The organism is Flavobacterium sandaracinum, assembly GCF_004349135.1.
GTDB classification, from domain to species: Bacteria; Bacteroidota; Bacteroidia; order Flavobacteriales; family Flavobacteriaceae; genus Flavobacterium; species Flavobacterium sandaracinum.
In genome coordinates, this window is sequence record NZ_SMFN01000002.1 from 49,943 (window position 1) to 66,791 (window position 16,849).

19 protein-coding genes are annotated in these 16,849 nt (G+C 33.5%); 15 read left to right on the forward strand and 4 right to left on the reverse strand.

Annotation, left to right across the window (positions count from 1 at the left end):
• Positions 1–438, reverse strand: a complete 438-nt coding sequence (locus tag E0F91_RS02085) for a hypothetical protein (RefSeq protein ID WP_132064717.1) — start codon at positions 436–438, stop codon at positions 1–3.
• A gap of 287 nt (positions 439–725) precedes the next feature.
• Between E0F91_RS02085 and nadC the strand changes: the two genes are divergently transcribed.
• From nadC to priA, 4 genes are all read left to right on the forward strand, one after another.
• Complete coding sequence (gene nadC / locus E0F91_RS02090) at positions 726–1,583, forward strand: carboxylating nicotinate-nucleotide diphosphorylase (protein ID WP_132064718.1); 858 nt, start codon at positions 726–728, stop codon at positions 1,581–1,583.
• Entirely contained in the window at positions 1,580–2,488 is a 909-nt protein-coding gene (locus E0F91_RS02095; RefSeq protein WP_132064719.1) for a YihY/virulence factor BrkB family protein, read from the forward strand. Before nadC ends, E0F91_RS02095 begins: the two co-directional genes overlap by 4 nt.
• A gap of 123 nt (positions 2,489–2,611) precedes the next feature.
• Positions 2,612–3,040, forward strand: coding sequence for a DUF2147 domain-containing protein (locus E0F91_RS02100; protein ID WP_132064720.1), 429 nt, complete (start codon positions 2,612–2,614; stop codon positions 3,038–3,040).
• 106 nt (positions 3,041–3,146) lie between these two features.
• Positions 3,147–5,597 carry a replication restart helicase PriA gene (gene priA, locus E0F91_RS02105; protein ID WP_132064721.1) on the forward strand — a complete coding sequence of 817 codons (2,451 nt, stop codon included), beginning with the start codon at positions 3,147–3,149 and terminating at the stop codon, positions 5,595–5,597.
• A gap of 9 nt (positions 5,598–5,606) precedes the next feature.
• Here the strand turns inward: priA and E0F91_RS02110 are convergent, their stop codons facing one another.
• Positions 5,607–6,302 carry a LytR/AlgR family response regulator transcription factor gene (locus tag E0F91_RS02110; RefSeq protein ID WP_066077037.1) on the reverse strand — a complete coding sequence of 232 codons (696 nt, stop codon included), beginning with the start codon at positions 6,300–6,302 and terminating at the stop codon, positions 5,607–5,609.
• 165 nt (positions 6,303–6,467) lie between these two features.
• Between E0F91_RS02110 and rpsF the strand changes: the two genes are divergently transcribed.
• The 6 genes from rpsF (at position 6,468) to E0F91_RS02140 (ending at position 11,022) form a co-directional block, all read left to right on the forward strand.
• Positions 6,468–6,809, forward strand: coding sequence for a 30S ribosomal protein S6 (gene rpsF / locus E0F91_RS02115; protein WP_066077033.1), 342 nt, complete (start codon positions 6,468–6,470; stop codon positions 6,807–6,809).
• A 2-nt stretch (positions 6,810–6,811) separates the two neighbouring features.
• A complete protein-coding gene (gene rpsR, locus E0F91_RS02120) occupies positions 6,812–7,108 on the forward strand; it encodes a 30S ribosomal protein S18 (RefSeq protein ID WP_066077030.1) in 297 nt (98 codons plus the stop codon).
• Between the two features lie 65 nt (positions 7,109–7,173).
• Positions 7,174–7,617, forward strand: a complete 444-nt coding sequence (gene rplI, locus E0F91_RS02125; protein WP_066077027.1) for a 50S ribosomal protein L9 — start codon at positions 7,174–7,176, stop codon at positions 7,615–7,617.
• Positions 7,618–7,754: 137 nt separating this feature from the next.
• On the forward strand, positions 7,755–8,228 hold the full coding sequence (locus E0F91_RS02130; protein ID WP_073353012.1) for a DUF6495 family protein: 474 nt from the start codon (positions 7,755–7,757) through the stop codon (positions 8,226–8,228).
• Between the two features lie 75 nt (positions 8,229–8,303).
• Positions 8,304–10,322, forward strand: coding sequence for an NAD-dependent DNA ligase LigA (gene ligA, locus E0F91_RS02135; protein WP_132064722.1), 2,019 nt, complete (start codon positions 8,304–8,306; stop codon positions 10,320–10,322).
• Positions 10,306–11,022, forward strand: coding sequence for a hypothetical protein (locus tag E0F91_RS02140; protein ID WP_132064723.1), 717 nt, complete (start codon positions 10,306–10,308; stop codon positions 11,020–11,022). The genes ligA and E0F91_RS02140 overlap by 17 nt, the downstream gene beginning before the upstream one ends.
• Before the next feature lie 49 nt (positions 11,023–11,071).
• Here E0F91_RS02140 and E0F91_RS02145 read toward each other — a convergent pair whose 3' ends face one another.
• Both E0F91_RS02145 and E0F91_RS02150 read right to left on the reverse strand, forming a co-directional pair.
• Positions 11,072–11,983, reverse strand: coding sequence for a bifunctional metallophosphatase/5'-nucleotidase (locus E0F91_RS02145; protein ID WP_132064724.1), 912 nt, complete (start codon positions 11,981–11,983; stop codon positions 11,072–11,074).
• Positions 11,984–12,123: 140 nt separating this feature from the next.
• The gene (locus E0F91_RS02150; protein ID WP_132064725.1) at positions 12,124–12,903 is read right to left on the reverse strand and encodes a 5'-nucleotidase C-terminal domain-containing protein; all 780 of its coding nucleotides are present in this window, start codon (positions 12,901–12,903) and stop codon (positions 12,124–12,126) included.
• 47 nt (positions 12,904–12,950) lie between these two features.
• Between E0F91_RS02150 and E0F91_RS02155 the strand changes: the two genes are divergently transcribed.
• From E0F91_RS02155 to coaBC, 5 genes are all read left to right on the forward strand, one after another.
• Positions 12,951–13,469 (forward strand): DUF6913 domain-containing protein, encoded by a 519-nt coding sequence (locus E0F91_RS02155; protein WP_132064726.1) that lies wholly within the window; start codon positions 12,951–12,953, stop codon positions 13,467–13,469.
• 8 nt (positions 13,470–13,477) lie between these two features.
• A complete protein-coding gene (gene dapA / locus E0F91_RS02160; RefSeq protein WP_132064727.1) occupies positions 13,478–14,365 on the forward strand; it encodes a 4-hydroxy-tetrahydrodipicolinate synthase in 888 nt (295 codons plus the stop codon).
• 128 nt (positions 14,366–14,493) lie between these two features.
• Positions 14,494–15,288 carry an outer membrane protein assembly factor BamD gene (locus tag E0F91_RS02165; protein ID WP_132064728.1) on the forward strand — a complete coding sequence of 265 codons (795 nt, stop codon included), beginning with the start codon at positions 14,494–14,496 and terminating at the stop codon, positions 15,286–15,288.
• Between the two features lie 8 nt (positions 15,289–15,296).
• Positions 15,297–15,614: a DNA-directed RNA polymerase subunit omega gene (locus E0F91_RS02170; RefSeq protein ID WP_035671643.1), complete on the forward strand. Its 318-nt coding sequence runs from the start codon at positions 15,297–15,299 to the stop codon at positions 15,612–15,614.
• Between the two features lie 7 nt (positions 15,615–15,621).
• Positions 15,622–16,839, forward strand: coding sequence for a bifunctional phosphopantothenoylcysteine decarboxylase/phosphopantothenate--cysteine ligase CoaBC (gene coaBC, locus E0F91_RS02175; RefSeq protein ID WP_132064729.1), 1,218 nt, complete (start codon positions 15,622–15,624; stop codon positions 16,837–16,839).
• The last annotated feature ends 10 nt before the right edge of the window (positions 16,840–16,849 follow it).

The window sequence follows — 16,849 nt, forward strand, 5'->3', positions numbered from 1 at the left end:
TTATTTTGGTAATGGTGCGCCTACAGCTATGTCACATCGATGGTTGGTTTGCCCGTGTGGCGGATTCATTCCTTCTGGTGTTGGAGTTGTTTCTACTGGAACTGCAGTGCTAGTTACTGTTGGGGCAGGAGCGGTTGCAGTTTGCTGTGGGGTTGTTTGTGTTGTTGCAGCAACAGGAGAATTTAAGGGTGCTCCCACTGCTATATCACAACGATGACCAGGCTGACCATGAGCTGGATTAGCACCAGCGGATTCGGTTGTTGGTTGCGCAGTTGTATTTTGTTGTGGGCTTGCTGTAGCAGTTTCAGTTTTCATTTGTCTGCCAACTTCCGTAAACGGAACTACGTTTGTTGGAGTGGTATTTTGGGTTTCTGCCTCCTTTTTACAAGAAGTGAAAACTAGAGAGGTTGCAAAAAGTAAGCTTAAAAAAGATTTCATAAACAGTGTTTTTAATTACTAAGTCAAATATAAGATTTTAAATAGGATTGCACTACATAAAATAGTAGGATTCTAAAGGTTGAATTTTATACATCAATTGTAGTCAATTATTTAATAGGATTATTGTAAGATTCAATTCTGTAATTTTATATAATTTCCCTGCTAATTGGCGTACTATGTCAAAATAAAGAACATTCATTTTTATCTTTTTTCCAAAGAACGCGACCTTCAAATTTTCAAATCCACAAAATATATCTTACTTTAGCATTCGATAAATTTCCTATAAAATGATTAGCGACATACAGTTTAAAAACGAGTTAGACATACTCATACAAAACGCCATTCGGGAGGATGTTGGTCCTGGCGATTACAGTTCATTGGCTTGTATTCCGACTTCTGCAACTGGCAAAGCAAAATTATTGGTAAAGGAAGACGGTATTATTGCTGGCGTAGCTTTTGCTAAAATGGTTTTTGAATATGTAGATCCTACATTGCAAATTGAAACTTTTATTCAGGATGGAACTCCGGTACAAAAAGGCGATATTGTTTTTCATGTTTCTGGAAGTTCACAATCGATTCTAAAATCAGAACGGGTAGTTTTGAATTCAATGCAAAGAATGTCAGCAATTGCTACTAAAACCAAAGAATACGTTCGTTTATTAGAAGGCACAACTACTAAAATTCTAGACACACGTAAGACTACTCCGGGTTTTAGAGCTTGTGAGAAATGGGCAGTAAAAATTGGCGGAGGTGAAAATCATCGGTTTGCATTGTACGATATGATAATGCTCAAGGACAATCATAATGATTTTGCCGGCGGTATCACTTTGGCCATAGCCAAAACAAAAGCATATTTAAAAGAAAATAACCTGGACCTTAAAATCATTGTTGAAGCCAGAAATTTAGACGAAATCAAAGAAATTTTGAAAAGCGAAGGTATTTACAGAATTTTGATAGACAATTTCAATTTTGAAGATACTAAAAAAGCGGTAACTTTGATCGGTAATAAATCCCTAACGGAATCTTCTGGAAATATCAACGAAAATACGATTCGCAGCTATGCGGATTGCGGAGTAGATTTTATTTCCTCTGGTGCCTTAACACATTCTGTTTATAACATGGATTTGAGCTTAAAAGCAATATGAGTAGAGAAATTGAAGCAAAACTGCAAAGAATCCCAGTTGTACGTAATCTTGTCCATGGTCTAAAAAAGATAAAGCTTCCGTGGTTAAAAGGGCTATCTCTGTATGATTTGTTGGAATTGTATGGTCTAGGAATCGTAGAAAGCGCTTTGACCTATCATGCGAGCGCCATTGCATTTAGTTTCTTTATGGCATTGTTTCCCTTTGCTCTTTTTATCTTAAACTTAATCCCATTTATTCCTATTGTTGGTTTTCAAGAAGATTTTTTGATTTTTGTTAAGGATGGAGTGCCTCCTAATACATATGATGCCATTTATAAAATTATCACTGATATTCTTAATAATAGTGATTCAGGTTTATTGTCTTCTGGATTTATATTGTCTATATTTTTAATGGCCAATGGATTAAATGGAATCTTAGGAGGATTTGAAACCTCTAGACATGTACTTATAAAAAGAGGTTTTATACGACAGTATGTGGTAGCATTAGGGATGTCATTATTATTGTCGCTACTATTAATCGTAACCGTTTCGATCATTGTTGTTTTTGAAGTTATTATACAAAAAACAGTATTTAGTGATCAAGTTCAACTCGTTGTTCTAGGGCGATACGCATTCGTTATTTTGATGATTTTAATCACGACTTCTGTGCTTTTTAAATTTGGTACTAAACATGACAAAAACCGAGCTTTCATTTCAATAGGATCTGTATTTACTACTATTTTGATTGTTTTGGATTCGTATTTTTTTGGAATTTGGGTCATAAAATTTTCACAATACAATGAATTATACGGCTCAATAGGAACATTATTGGTCTTGATGTTTTATATTTGGATCAATTGCATGATATTACTGTTAGGTTTTGAATTGAATGCCTCAGTAAACAAGTTAAAAGCAAAAAATGAATAATTAATTAAATCAAAATAGTTTTACTTTTAGGAGCTATTTCCTGCTATTCGTTGCAATCTTTTTCCTCGTTAAAGAAACGAGAAAAAAGGATTTTCGCTACTATCAGGGCTAAAAAATGGAAAAATGAAAAATACAATTACAATGCTTGCCTTATTTATTTCAATGGGTTTTTATGGTCAAAACCAAAGCGTACTCGGAAAATGGAAAACTATTGATGACGAAACGGGTAAAGCGAAATCTATAGTCGAAATCTACGAACGCTCTGGTAAAATCTATGGGAAAATAGTCGATATCATCGATGTTGAAAAGAAAAAAAGTTTGTGTACAGCATGTTCTGGTGAGGAAAAAAACAAACCTGTTATGGGACTTGTGATCATCAAAGGACTAAAAAAAGAGGGTAAGGAATACAACTCAGGAAAAATTCTTGACCCAACTACGGGGAAACAATACAAATGCTTTTTAGCTTTGGATGGTAATGATAAACTCAATGTTCGAGGGTATATTGGTGTAGCTTTGTTTGGAAGAACACAAACCTGGAATAGAGTAAAATAATTTTTTTAAGGTCCTTGATTCTTTTGTACGCTGTTCAAAATTGATAATGGATAGCGTACAACGGATAACCGTTACCTAACAACAGACAACCGATAACCGAAAATCAATGCATTTCGTAGAAGTAATTTTACCACTTTCCCTAGCCAAAACCTTTACCTACAGTATTTCTGAGGCAGAGTCTAATTACATAAAAAAAGGAATGCGGGTGGCAGTGCCTTTTGGAAAAAGTAAAATTTATACGGCTTTAGTCATAGAAATTCATCAAAACAAGCCCGCATTATATGAAGCTAAGGAGATTCACCAAATTCTCGATGAACAGCCTATTGTAACTGAAATCCAAATTGCACATTGGCAATGGATAGCTTCCTATTACATGTGTGCGATAGGGGATGTGTATCGAGGCGCTATGCCTAGTGCACTTTTGCTGGAAAGCGAAACCCTGATTTCTCAAAAAACCAATGCGATTATCGATACTATCCTTCTCACAGATGATGAGTTTCTGGTTTATGAAGCTTTGCAACAACAAAATAGTTTAAAAGTTCAGGATATTATTGCAATCTTAAACAAGAAAAATATTTTTCCTGTTATCCAAAAGTTAATTGATAAAAACATCTTAGTGCTTCAAGAAGAAATTCAAGAAAGTTATAAACCGAAGTTAGTGCGCTATGTGCGTTTGCATCCTAAATACGACAGCAATCAAGGATTAACCGAATTATTGGAAATTTTGAAAAGTGCTCACAAACAAAAGGAAATCGTAATGCGTTATTTCCAGTTGAGCGCTATGGAAAAGAAACCAATTACTGTAAAAAAACTCGTTGAAGAAGCTAATTCTTCGTCGGCAATTGTAAAAGCCTTAATCGAAAAAGAAATTTTACAAGATTATTTTTTGCAGGAAGACAGGGTGCTATTTAATGGAAAAATAAAAGAAGAAGAGTTAGAATTGAGTGCTGCACAGCAGGAAGCTTTCGAGGCAATTAAAGTTAGTTTTGTTCAAAAAGAGGTCTGTTTGCTTCATGGTGTAACGTCTAGCGGAAAAACAGAAATTTACATCAAACTGATTGAAGAATATCTGGAAGCTGGAAAACAAATTTTGTATTTACTTCCTGAAATTGCTTTAACCACACAGTTAGTAGGCCGATTAAGAGCTTATTTTGGTAATAAAGTGGCAGTCTTTCATTCGAAATATAATAATAATGAGCGCATCGAAGTTTGGAATCAAGTATTGCAAAACTCCCAGAAAGCACAAGTGATAATAGGCGCGAGGTCCGCTTTATTTTTGCCATTTCATGATTTGGGATTTATAATAGTTGATGAGGAGCACGAACAAACATTTAAACAAGTTGATCCCGCTCCACGTTATCATGCACGAGACGCAGCAATTGTTCTAGCTCATTCCCACAAGGCTAAAGTACTCTTAGGCTCTGCAACTCCTAGTATTGAAACCTATTATAACGCTACATCCGACAAATTTGGTTTGGTCGAGATTTCAAAACGTTATGGAAATGTAATGATGCCAAATATCGAATTGGTGGATTTGAAAGATAAATACTTTCGCAAGAAAATGACAGGACATTTCAGCGATGTTTTGATTGCAGAAATAACTAGTGCATTGTCTTTAGGGGAACAAGTAATTTTATTTCAAAACAGACGAGGATATTCTCCTGTAGTAGAGTGTATTACTTGTGGTCACGTACCCCAATGCCAACAATGTGATGTGAGCTTGACCTATCACAAACATAAAAACCAATTGCGATGTCATTATTGTGGTTATACCATGGCAAAACCAACTCATTGTCATGCCTGCTCTAGTATTGATTTGACTACAAAAGGCTTTGGAACCGAACAAATTGAACAAGAACTACTTTCGATTTTTCCAAATTCAAAAATAGGACGAATGGACCAAGATACGACCCGAGGTAAATTTGGTTTCGAAAAAATTATTGATGGTTTTAAAAACCGAGAAATGGATATCCTAGTTGGAACTCAAATGCTTGCTAAAGGATTGGATTTCGATAACGTGAGTTTAGTGGGGATTATGAATGCTGATAATATGTTGTATCATCCTGATTTTAGGGCTTTCGAAAGAAGTTTTCAAATGATGACTCAGGTGGCCGGAAGAGCGGGACGTTCTGAAAAGCAAGGAAAAGTAATCATACAAACCTATAATCCCAATCACAATACGATTCAACAAGTCACTACTAATAATTATCTAGGAATGTATAAGGAACAGTTGTATGACCGACAAATTTACAAATACCCTCCTTATTTCAGAATTATAAAACTTACGTTGAAACAGCGTGATTTTGATAAATTGAAGGAAGGATCGATGTGGTTGTACCAAGTGATGAGTCAAAACCTGAATATGCCGGTTTTAGGGCCAGAGGAGCCTGCTATTAGCCGAATTAGAAATGAATACATTCGTGCAATTATTATTAAAATACCGCACAATGTGTCTATTGGAAACACAAAGAAAACCATTCAAAAAATACTGAATAGTTTTGAAGCTGTTGCTCAATTTCGAGCTATAAAAGTTTCGTTAAATGTAGATTTCTATTGATGCGTGAGTTTAGGAGAAGGAAAGTGCTCGCACTAAATCTTCTTTTTTGTGTCGGCTCAAAGGAATTTTTGTCATTCCAATTTCAGCATATTTACTATTGAATCGCTCTACTTTGTCAATGTTGATAATATATGATTTATGTACTCTAACAAATTTTTCTTTAGATAAATCATTCTCAAAAGATTTCATTGTAGAAAGTACTAAATTACTATCTTCCTCCGTCACCACTCTTACATAATCACCAAAGGCCTCAATCCATTTTATTTTCGAAGTGAAAATTTTGAGTTTTTTCAAATTGCTTTTAATGAAAATATGTTCGCCTTCTTCTTCTTTATTGTCCTTTTTTAATAAATGGAAATCAATAGCTCTTTTTACAGACGCATTAAATCGATCAATCGCAATTGGTTTTTGCAGATAATCCGTTGCATCGTAATCAAAAGCTTTCATTGCATATTCAGCCTTAGAAGTAATGAAAATAATTTGGGGTTTAATTTTTAAGCCATCAAGGAAATCAAAACCACTAATCACTGGCATCTCTATATCAAGAAAAATGAGATCCACATTGTGAATAGACATACAACTTTTTGCTTCGATTGCATTAGAAAAATCGCCTATTAGATGTAAATTTTGATGATTATTAACTAATTTAGCGATAATCATTCTCTGGATAGAACTATCATCCACCACGACACAGTTTAGTTTCATAGTAATGTATTTAAAGATTTGGCTACGTAAACATACTACTTTTTTATTAAAAAAAAATAATTGAACGGTTTTTTTTTGTCATACGTCGAATAAAATGGAATAACACTTGTTTGCTAAGATTTATTGCTTACTTTTGCACCCAAAATAACAAATAAATATATATTTATGAATCATTATGAAACTGTTTTCATTTTAAATCCCGTTTTATCTGAAGTTCAGGTAAAGGAAACAGTAAGCAAATTTGAAGATTTTCTTACTAGTAGAGGAGCAGAAATGGTGTCGAAAGAAGACTGGGGCCTTAAAAAAATGGCTTACGAAATTCAAAACAAAAAATCTGGTTTTTACCATTTATTCGAATTCAAAGTAGCTGGAGAAGTTCTTATTGCTTTTGAAACTGAATTTAGACGTGACGAAAGAGTAATGCGTTTCTTGACTGTAAGTCTTGACAAACACGCTATTTCTTGGGCTGAAAGAAGAAGAACTAAATTAAAAGCAACAAAAGCGTAATCATGGCTACACTACAACAATCGGCTTCAGGAAAAAAAGACGGAGATATCAGATATCTAACGCCTTTGAACATAGAAACAAACAAACAAAAAAAGTATTGTCGTTTCAAAAAATCAGGTATCAAATATATTGATTATAAAGATGCTGATTTCTTATTAAAATTCGTAAACGAACAAGGTAAAATTCTTCCTCGTCGTTTAACAGGAACTTCGTTAAAGTACCAAAGAAAAGTATCAGTTGCTGTGAAAAGAGCGCGTCACTTAGCTTTGATGCCTTATGTAGCGGATTTACTAAAATAATAATTTAACTCAGTTGTTGGTTTTCTGAAACATGAAACCTAACTTCTATAACAAAGGACAACAACATGGAACTTATTTTAAGACAAGACGTTCAAAATTTAGGATTTAAAGACGATATCGTTACAGTAAAAAACGGTTTTGGTCGTAATTTTTTGATCCCAACAGGTCAAGCACATTTAGCTACTTCTTCTGCAAAGAAAGTATTAGCTGAAAACCTAAAACAAAGAGCGCACAAAGAAGCTAAAGTAGTAGCAGATGCTAAAGCATTGGCAGAAGCTTTGAAAGCTATTGAAATTAAAATCTTTGCAAAAGCAGGTGGTGAAAAATTATTCGGTTCAATCACGAATATTGATATCGCTGAATCTTTAGCTAAAGGTGGTCAACAAATCGAAAGAAAATTCATCACAAGCGGAATCGTTAAACGTACTGGTAAATATACTGCTAGTGTTCGTCTGCACAGAGATGTTATCGTTGAATTGGATTATGAAATTGTTGCAGAAAAAGCATAAATTTTTTAAATTTATATATTTAAATCCCGATGGAAGTCGGGATTTTTTTTGTTTAATCTGAACTCGTTTCAGATTCTTTAAAGTTATAAATAAAGAGCATCTTAAATTTTTAAGGTGCAGAAATAAATTCATCACAAATGAAATACTCTCGATTAACAAAAGAACAATTTGAGGAATTGAATCAGGAATTCAGTACTTTTTTAGCAACTCAAACTATTGACAAAGCAGAGTGGGATAAAATTAAAGCAGAAAGACCAGAAGTTGCTGAACAAGAACTAGATGTTTTCTCTGATTTGGTTTGGGAAGGCGTTCTTACTAAGGCAGTTTTTTTAGAACATTTTTCTAAAAATCATATTTTCCTTTTTCAGTGCTTTGATACCTATGTTCATTCCATTGTTTTAAAATCAGTAGTTCCAGAAACTGATTTTTTGACACGCGAGGGTTTGCAATGGCTTAGCGATAATATGTTTACCGATACTATAGAAATGAAAATTGGTAAAAAAGAATTCACCGAAGACCGCAATACCTCTATTTTTGCTTTAATACAACAAGGTGCTTTTTTGAGCGATGGTCTCTTATACAAACAAATTAATTCGATTATTGAGTCGTAATTTTGTTGTTTTCTCTTTTAAATTGGTTATTTTAGTACGCTTTTACAAAAACTAAAATAGCCAATTTTATTTTATATGGATATTCAAAATACGATTCAAACTTTGAGAGCCGAATTAGATCAGCACAATTATAATTATTATGTGCTGGATACGCCAATAATTTCCGACTACGATTTTGATTCCAAATTAAAACAGCTTCAAGACCTTGAAAATGAGCATCCGGAATTTTTTGATGAAAATTCTCCTACGCAACGAGTAGGTGGTGCCATTACAAAAAATTTCGAAACCGTTCCGCATCTACACCGAATGTATTCGCTTGATAATTCCTATTCTAAAGAGGAACTTATCGATTGGGAAAAACGAATTCAAAAAGTTTTAGGCGAGGTTTCATTAGAATATACTTGTGAACTTAAATATGATGGGGCATCTATTAGCATTACCTATGAAAACGGAAAGTTAAAACGTGCTGTTACTCGTGGCGATGGTTTTCAGGGTGACGATGTGACTAATAATATTAAAACGATAAAATCCATTCCATTACAAATAAAAGGGAATTTTCCTGCTACATTTGATGTCCGTGGTGAGATTATTTTACCTTTTGCTGGTTTCGAAAAAATGAATCAGGATTTAATAGAAATTGGTGAATTACCGTATTCAAACCCTAGAAATACCGCATCGGGTAGTTTGAAATTGCAGGATAGTGCCGAAGTAGCCAAGCGTCCGCTAGATTGTTTATTGTATTTTTTAATAGGAAACGATCTTCCATTCCAGTCTCAAATTGAAGGATTAGAAACGGCCAGAAATTGGGGGTTTAAAGCACCTAAGGAAGCCAAATTAGCGCGCAGTTTAGAAGAAGTTTTTGAATTTATCGATTATTGGGACATTCATAGACATAACCTTCCTTATGAAACGGATGGCGTGGTAGTAAAAGTAAATTCGTTTCATTATCAAGATGAATTAGGGTTTACTGCAAAATCACCTCGATGGGCAATCGCCTATAAATTCAAATCTGAACAAGTTGCAACTAAATTAAATTCCATTTCCTACCAAGTGGGAAGAACTGGAGCAATTACACCAGTGGCTAATTTAGAACCGGTGCAATTGGCAGGAACTATTGTAAAACGTGCTTCTTTGCATAATGCGGATCAAATTGAGAAACTTGATATTCGTATTGGAGATACTGTTTTTGTTGAAAAAGGCGGAGAGATAATTCCAAAAATCATTGCTGTTGATTGGAGTAAACGTCCCTTAAATTCAGAACCTACAAAGTACATTGCACATTGCCCGGAATGTCAAACAGAATTAGTTCGTGGTGAAGGAGAAGCAAACCATTATTGCCCTAATTTTTATGGTTGTCCGCCGCAAATTATAGGCAGAATTCAACATTATATTTCAAGGAAAGCAATGGATATTGAAGGTTTGGGCGGGGAAACAGTCGCTTTACTTTTCAATAATGGATTGGTCCGTAATTATGCTGATTTGTATGAACTAACTGTGGAGCAGATTCTTCCTTTAGAGAGAATGGCTCAAAAATCTGCTGAAAATCTGGTAAAAGGAGTTGCTAAATCTAAAAGCATTCCTTTTGAAAGTGTTTTATTTGCACTAGGAATACGCTTTGTAGGGGAGACGGTCGCTAAAAAATTAGCCAAGCATTATAAAAATATCGATACATTACGAAATGCAACTTTAGTAGATTTGGTTTTAGTAGATGAAATTGGAGACCGAATTGCGCAAAGTGTAATTGATTTTTTTCAAAATCAAGAAAATAGAATTATCATAGACAGACTAAAAGAGTATGGAATACAGTTTGAAATTAATGAAAAAATTAATCTCAATGCAACAGATATTCTTGCTGGTAAAATATTTGTAGTTTCCGGTGTTTTTACCAAATTCTCAAGAGATGACTTGAAAAAAGCTATCGAAGATAACGGCGGAAAAGTAGGGAGTTCTATTTCTGCTAAAACGAATTACGTTATAGCGGGGGATAATATGGGGCCTGCTAAATTAGATAAAGCAAGTAAACTTAAGATTTCTGTAATTTCCGAAGATGATTTTATCAATTTAATCAATAAAACTGATGCAGCTAAAGACTAGTAAGTTTGGTTTTTTAAAGGAAAGCGGAATCAGTTTGTTGTTGCTTTCTTTCGTAATCCTTGAAGTTAGTGCTGAATTGTTTTCGTTCAAAGTCATTTTGTTTGCTTTCAGACCTTTTGTGATAATTTTGATTATGTATCTTTATTGGATTACCTCCATAGAGAGAAGTTTGCTTTTTTTTATAACATTATTTTTTTTACTACTCACGAGTATTTTTATACTTTCAGAATCCTTGATTTTCTTGATGTTAGGATTAGCTAGTATTGCTATTCACAGATTTCTATTAATACTGTATAGCATAAAGTTGAATAATATCAAGGATTTTGTACCAATACTGATAGCAGTTATTCCTTTTATATTTATTTTTTCATATTTACTCTCTATTTCAGATGAAATTTCGGAAATCAGTTATTATCCTTTAGTAGTCCAAAATATTTTAGTTTCAATTCTTGCAGGGGTGATCTTGTCTAATTATTTTATGAATGAAAATAACAATAAGCCTTGGTTGTCTATTTTTGGACTCTTATCTACAGGACTCTATTTTATTGTTTTTATAGAAAAATGTTTTTTATCTAATTTGCCTCCAACTTATTTTAGGCCACTAGGAATGATTTTGTTTGCTACCAGTTACTATGCTTTTTATAAATTTGTGATTGATACCGAACGATTAAATGCTAACTTGAATGAAAATATCGCGTAATGGCGTACTTTATTACTCTTGGAATAAACCCAAAAAAAATCGATTATAGTTAAACTATAATCGATTTTCCATCAAAAGCTTTAGCTTTATTGTTGTCTAAATAAAAGTCTATTCGTCCTAAATTAATGCCGTAGCAACCCACCTGATTTACTAAGACGTCTTTTCCTGCAACGTTTTTTACTACCGTGGGTTTATCTAGAAAAGTATGAGTATGTCCGCCAATAATTAAGTCAATATCCTGAGTCAATTCAGCTAATTTTAAATCACAAATTTTAGTAGGCTCGTCTCTGTATTTGTATCCTAAATGTGATAAACAAATTACAATATCGCATTGCTGTTCTTTCTTTAAAATCCGAACCATATCTTGTGCCGTTTCAAGAGGATCATTATAAACTGTTTCCTTATACATTCCTTTATCAACAAGTCCAGCAAGTTCAATTCCAAGTCCAAAAACTCCCACTTTTATTCCGTTTTTGTTGAATATTTTATACGGCTTTACAAAGCCATCCATGACAGTATTTTTAAAATCGTAATTGGCAGAAATGAACTCAAATTTAGCGTGTGGCATTTGCGCGTGCAAACCTTCCACACCGTTATCAAAATCGTGATTTCCTATTGTAGACGCATCATACTGCATCATACTCATCAATTTGAACTCTAATTCTCCTCCGTAATAATTAAAATAAGGCGTTCCTTGGAAAATATCGCCAGCATCTAATAGTAAAACGTTTGGATTTTCTTTTCGTATGGTTTCAATTAAAGCGGCTCTTCGTGCTACGCCACCCATATTAGCGTTTCTGGGATGATCTGCTGGAAATGGATCAATATAACTGTGCACGTCATTTGTATGTAAAACAGTCAGTTGTCTAGTTTTAGAAGATTCAAAACTACTCAATGATACTCCTAAACTCAGTAAAGCCGAACCAGCGGCTGTTTTTTCTATAAATTCTCTTCTTTTCATTTCTAATTTTTTGAAGCTATTTCCCGCTTTTCGTTGCAATCTTTTTATCCGCCAAAAGTCGGATAAAAAGGATTTTCACTTCAATCGGGGCTAGGGTTTTACGTCTTTCTGCACTATTTGGTTTGTCTCAATTCAATTATTTATTCTACCGTAATTCTGACATCATTTATCACGGGAATCGTATCTACTTCTTTGAAATAATCAATAAGAATATTACGTAGTTTATACTCTAAATCGTATTTCTGAACTCCTTTTTTGAAGAAATTCATATTATCTCCGCCATTAGATAAATAATCATTGGTTCCTACATAATAAATGATCTCTTTTTGAACAGGTTTCCCTTGAACCGAAATATTTTTGGCAACATTATTTTTATCAATTGTAAATGTTACTCCGGCTAAAGGATGTGGTTTTTTTTCAGCAATAAAAAAGTCGACCATTTCAAGAATTTGCTCTCCTTTTAATGCAATAACAACCAAACTGTTTTCAAAAGGCATGATCTCAAAAGCGGTTCTTGCTGTTACATTTCCTTTTGGTAGAATAGAGCGAATCCCTCCGCTATTGAGCAAACAAATATCAATATTCTTTTTTTCTCTGGCTTGAAAAACAATATTCCCTCTCATCAAAGTCACATCGGCCATCAAATTACCAATTTTAGTTTGCCATTTTCCACTGCTCTTATCTAATGTTTCTGGGCAGTACGCTAATACACTATCTAAATCCTTGTTGATGTATTCCCGATACGGTTTTATGAAATTTTCAATTTCAAGAACTTGACTTTCTTTTTCTGTAATAGGAATTCGTTTTCCTTCAATTTTAGTAACGTAGTAATTTTGTTTACTGCAAGAGACAACTAAAAAAAATGTTAAGGATATAACAAAAAGTTTAGAAACGTCATTATACTTTTTTAGATTTACCATTTTAAATGCGACTTAATTAATTAATTTTGTAACTAAGTAAAAGTAATATGTTTTTAAATTATATAAAGGATTTTTTTGCAAAAAAATCACTTAAAAATCACTTAAATAATTTAAAAAATATAAACGCTGTTGGTACAATACAAAACGTTGGCGTATTGATTGATGCAACTGATTTTGAACATACGGATCTGTTAATCGAAGCCCTAACGGCAAATGGAATCGCAAGCGAAAATATAAAAGTGATGGTATTTCACAATAAATTTAGGAAGAACGAAACGAACCTTTACAGTATAGTCAATGCTGGAGATCTTAAATGGAACGGCCAAATTTTAGATGTAGAGATTGTTGCTTTTTGTGCTGAAAAGTTTGATCTTCTAATTAGTTATTATGAAAAAGAGCGCGCTATTTTAATGCAAATTACGCACAATTCAAAAGCACAATTTAAAGTGGGGTTCTCGTCAGTAGACAAAAGATTAAATCATTTTATGATTAAAACGACAATAACTGCTTACACTATTTTTGTAAGTGAATTATTTAAATATTTAAAATTATTAAACAAAATATAATATAAGTTATGCAATCATTAATAGGAACAGGTGTTGCTCTTGTAACTCCATTTAAACAAGATTTTTCAATTGATACTGAAGCATTAAAAAGAATTGTTAATTTTTCTATAGACGGAGGAATTGAGTATCTGGTAGTATTGGGAACAACAGCCGAAAATGCTACTTTGTCCCAAGAGGAAAAAGAAATAGTTATTCAAACTGTAATTGAAGCTAATAATGGGGTACTGCCTTTAGTGTTGGGAGTAGGAGGTAACAATACTGCGAAAGTTGTTGAAGAATTGAAAACAAGAGATTTATCAGCATTTGCAGCTATACTTTCTGTTTCGCCATATTATAATAAGCCTACACAAGAAGGGATTTACCAACATTTTAAAGCGGTTGCGGAAGCGGCTCCAATTCCTGTAATTTTATATAATGTTCCAGGAAGAACAGCGAGCAATATGTTGCCATCAACGGTTGTTCGTTTGGCTAATGAATTCAAAAATGTTGTTGCTATAAAGGAAGCGGCAGGTGATCTTGTTCAAGCGATGCAACTATTAAAAGACAAGCCAAAAGACTTTTTAGTGATTTCAGGTGATGATATGATTGCTTTACCAATAGTTTTAGCGGGTGGAGCAGGTGTGATTTCAGTTATTGGTCAAGGTTTTCCTAAAGAATTTTCTGAAATGATTCGTTTAGGTTTAAACCGTAAAGTAGATGAAGCTTTCAAAACGCAATACCTTTTAGCGGATTGTATTGATATGATTTTTGAGCAAGGAAATCCTGCTGGAATCAAACAAGTGTTTCTATCACAGGGAATATCAGAAAATACCGTGCGTTTGCCATTAGTAACAGTAGAGGATGAATTGGCCGAAAGAATTGATCAGTTTGTGAAAAAAGTCAACAAACAAGCCTAAAAAAGGAGTTTTCTTTTAAACAAAAAATATATTTTGAAGTCGCTAAATTAATAACTAAATTTGCCACCGAAACTTCGGTATGATTTCATGTGGTGTTTCAACCATGAAATCATAAAAAAAGTAAAAAAATGAAAAAACTACTATCTCTATTGCTTCTTGTTGTTGTGTTCAGTTCTTGTAACGAATATCAAAAAGCATTAAAAACCGAAGATGTTGCTGTTAAATTTGAAATGGCGACTAAATTATATGAGGCTGGAAAATATTCCAAAGCAATTCGTATTTTTGAGCAAATAGCTCCAGCATATAGAGGAAAACCTCAAGCGGAGAAATTATTTTACATGTTTTCACAGTCGTACTTTAAAACAAAACAATATACATTATCAGGTTATCAATTTGAAAGTTTTGTTTCAAGTTATCCTAAAAGTGAAAAATTACAAGAAGCAGCGTATTTAGGAGCAAAAAGCTATTCGATGTTGTCTCCAGTATTCAGTTTAGATCAAACAGATACCAATAAAGCATTAGATAAATTACAATCTTTTATTGATACGTATCCAAACTCCGAGTATATAACAGAGGCTAACAATGTTGTAAAAGTACTCAGTGAAAAAATCGAGAAAAAAGTATATGAAAACGCCAAGGGGTACAATACAATATCAGATTTTAAATCGGCAATTGTTGCCTTAGACAATTTTGTTGCAGATTATCCTGGAACACCATTTAAAGAAGATGCTTTGTATTACAAGTTTGATTCAGCCTATCAATTGGCTATTAATAGTGTTCCTGCAAAAATGCAAGATCGATTAATTGTTGCAAAAGCTGCTCAATTAAATTTGATGAAATTTAAAGCCGAAACAAAGTATAAAAAAGTAGCTACCGAAATGTTAGCACGAATAGATAAAGATTTACAAAAATTTACTAAATAAATAAAGTCATGGATTTAAAAAAGACGAATGCTCCAGTAAATACAATAACATACAACAAAAATGTTATTGAAGAACCTACTGGTAATGTGTATGAAGCGATAACCATTATGGCTAAAAGAGCAAACCAAATCAATTCTGAAATTAAAAAAGAATTGACAGAGAAGTTAGAAGAATTTGCTACATATAATGATAGTCTTGAAGAAGTTTTTGAAAATAAAGAACAAATTGAGGTTTCAAAATTTTACGAAAAATTGCCAAAGCCACATGCTTTAGCAGTTCAAGAATGGTTAGATGGTAAAATTTACCACAGAGATTCAAATAAATAATTGTACGATGTCAGTTTTAAACGGGAAGAAAATTTTACTAGGAATTTCTGGTGGAATTGCGGCCTATAAAACAGCATCTTTAGTACGACTTTTCATAAAAGCAGGTGCGCATGTCCAAGTGATCATGACACCTGCTTCTAAGGATTTTATTACTCCACTGACGTTATCTACGTTATCTAAAAATCCTGTACATTCCAGTTTTTATAATCAAGATGATGAAAACGAAAAATGGAATAATCATGTAGAATTAGCACTTTGGGCTGATTTAATGATTATTGCACCTGCGACGGCTAATACAGTGTCAAAAATGGCAAATGGAACGTGTGATAATCTTTTGATTGCCGCGTATTTATCAGCAAAATGTCCTGTGTATTTTGCTCCTGCAATGGATTTAGACATGTACAAACACCCTTCTACAATAGCTAATTTTACTTTTCTTGAACAATTTGGAAACATAATTATTCCTGCCGAAAGTGGTGAATTGGCAAGTGGATTATCTGGAGAAGGCAGAATGGCTGAACCAGAACACATTGTTGCTTTTATAGCAGATGATTTAAATAGTAAACTACCGCTTAAGGGCAAAAAAATACTCATCACTGCCGGACCAACTTACGAAGCAATAGATCCTGTGCGTTTTATAGGAAATCATTCTTCTGGTAAAATGGGTTTCGATATTGCAAGTAGTGCTGCAAATTTAGGTGCTTCTGTGATTTTAATCTCTGGCCCTACAAATTGCACTGTTTCTAATCCATTAATACAGGTGATCCCAGTTGTTTCTGCTGAAGAAATGTATTTTGCTTGTCATCAGTTTTATGCAGATGTTGATGTAGTTGTAGCTGCGGCAGCAGTAGCAGATTATAAGCCTAAGCATGTCGCTCAACAGAAAATTAAAAAAGCCGCTGCTAATTTTGTAATCGAACTCGAAAAAACCAAGGATATATTAGCTTCACTGGGTTTATCAAAGAAAAATCAATACCTGATTGGTTTTGCTTTAGAAACAGAAAATGAAATTGAAAATGCAAAGTTAAAAATTCAGAAAAAAAACTTAGATTTGATTGTTTTGAATTCACTACAGGATGAGGGTGCAGGTTTTGGCAAGGCAACCAATAAGGTTACTTTTATTGATAAATTTTTTCATGTAGAGCCAATGGAATTAAAGTCAAAAGAGGAAGTGGCAGAAGATATTCTGCATAAAATAATAATGCATTTTGGAATTCAACGATAGTTTACCAAAA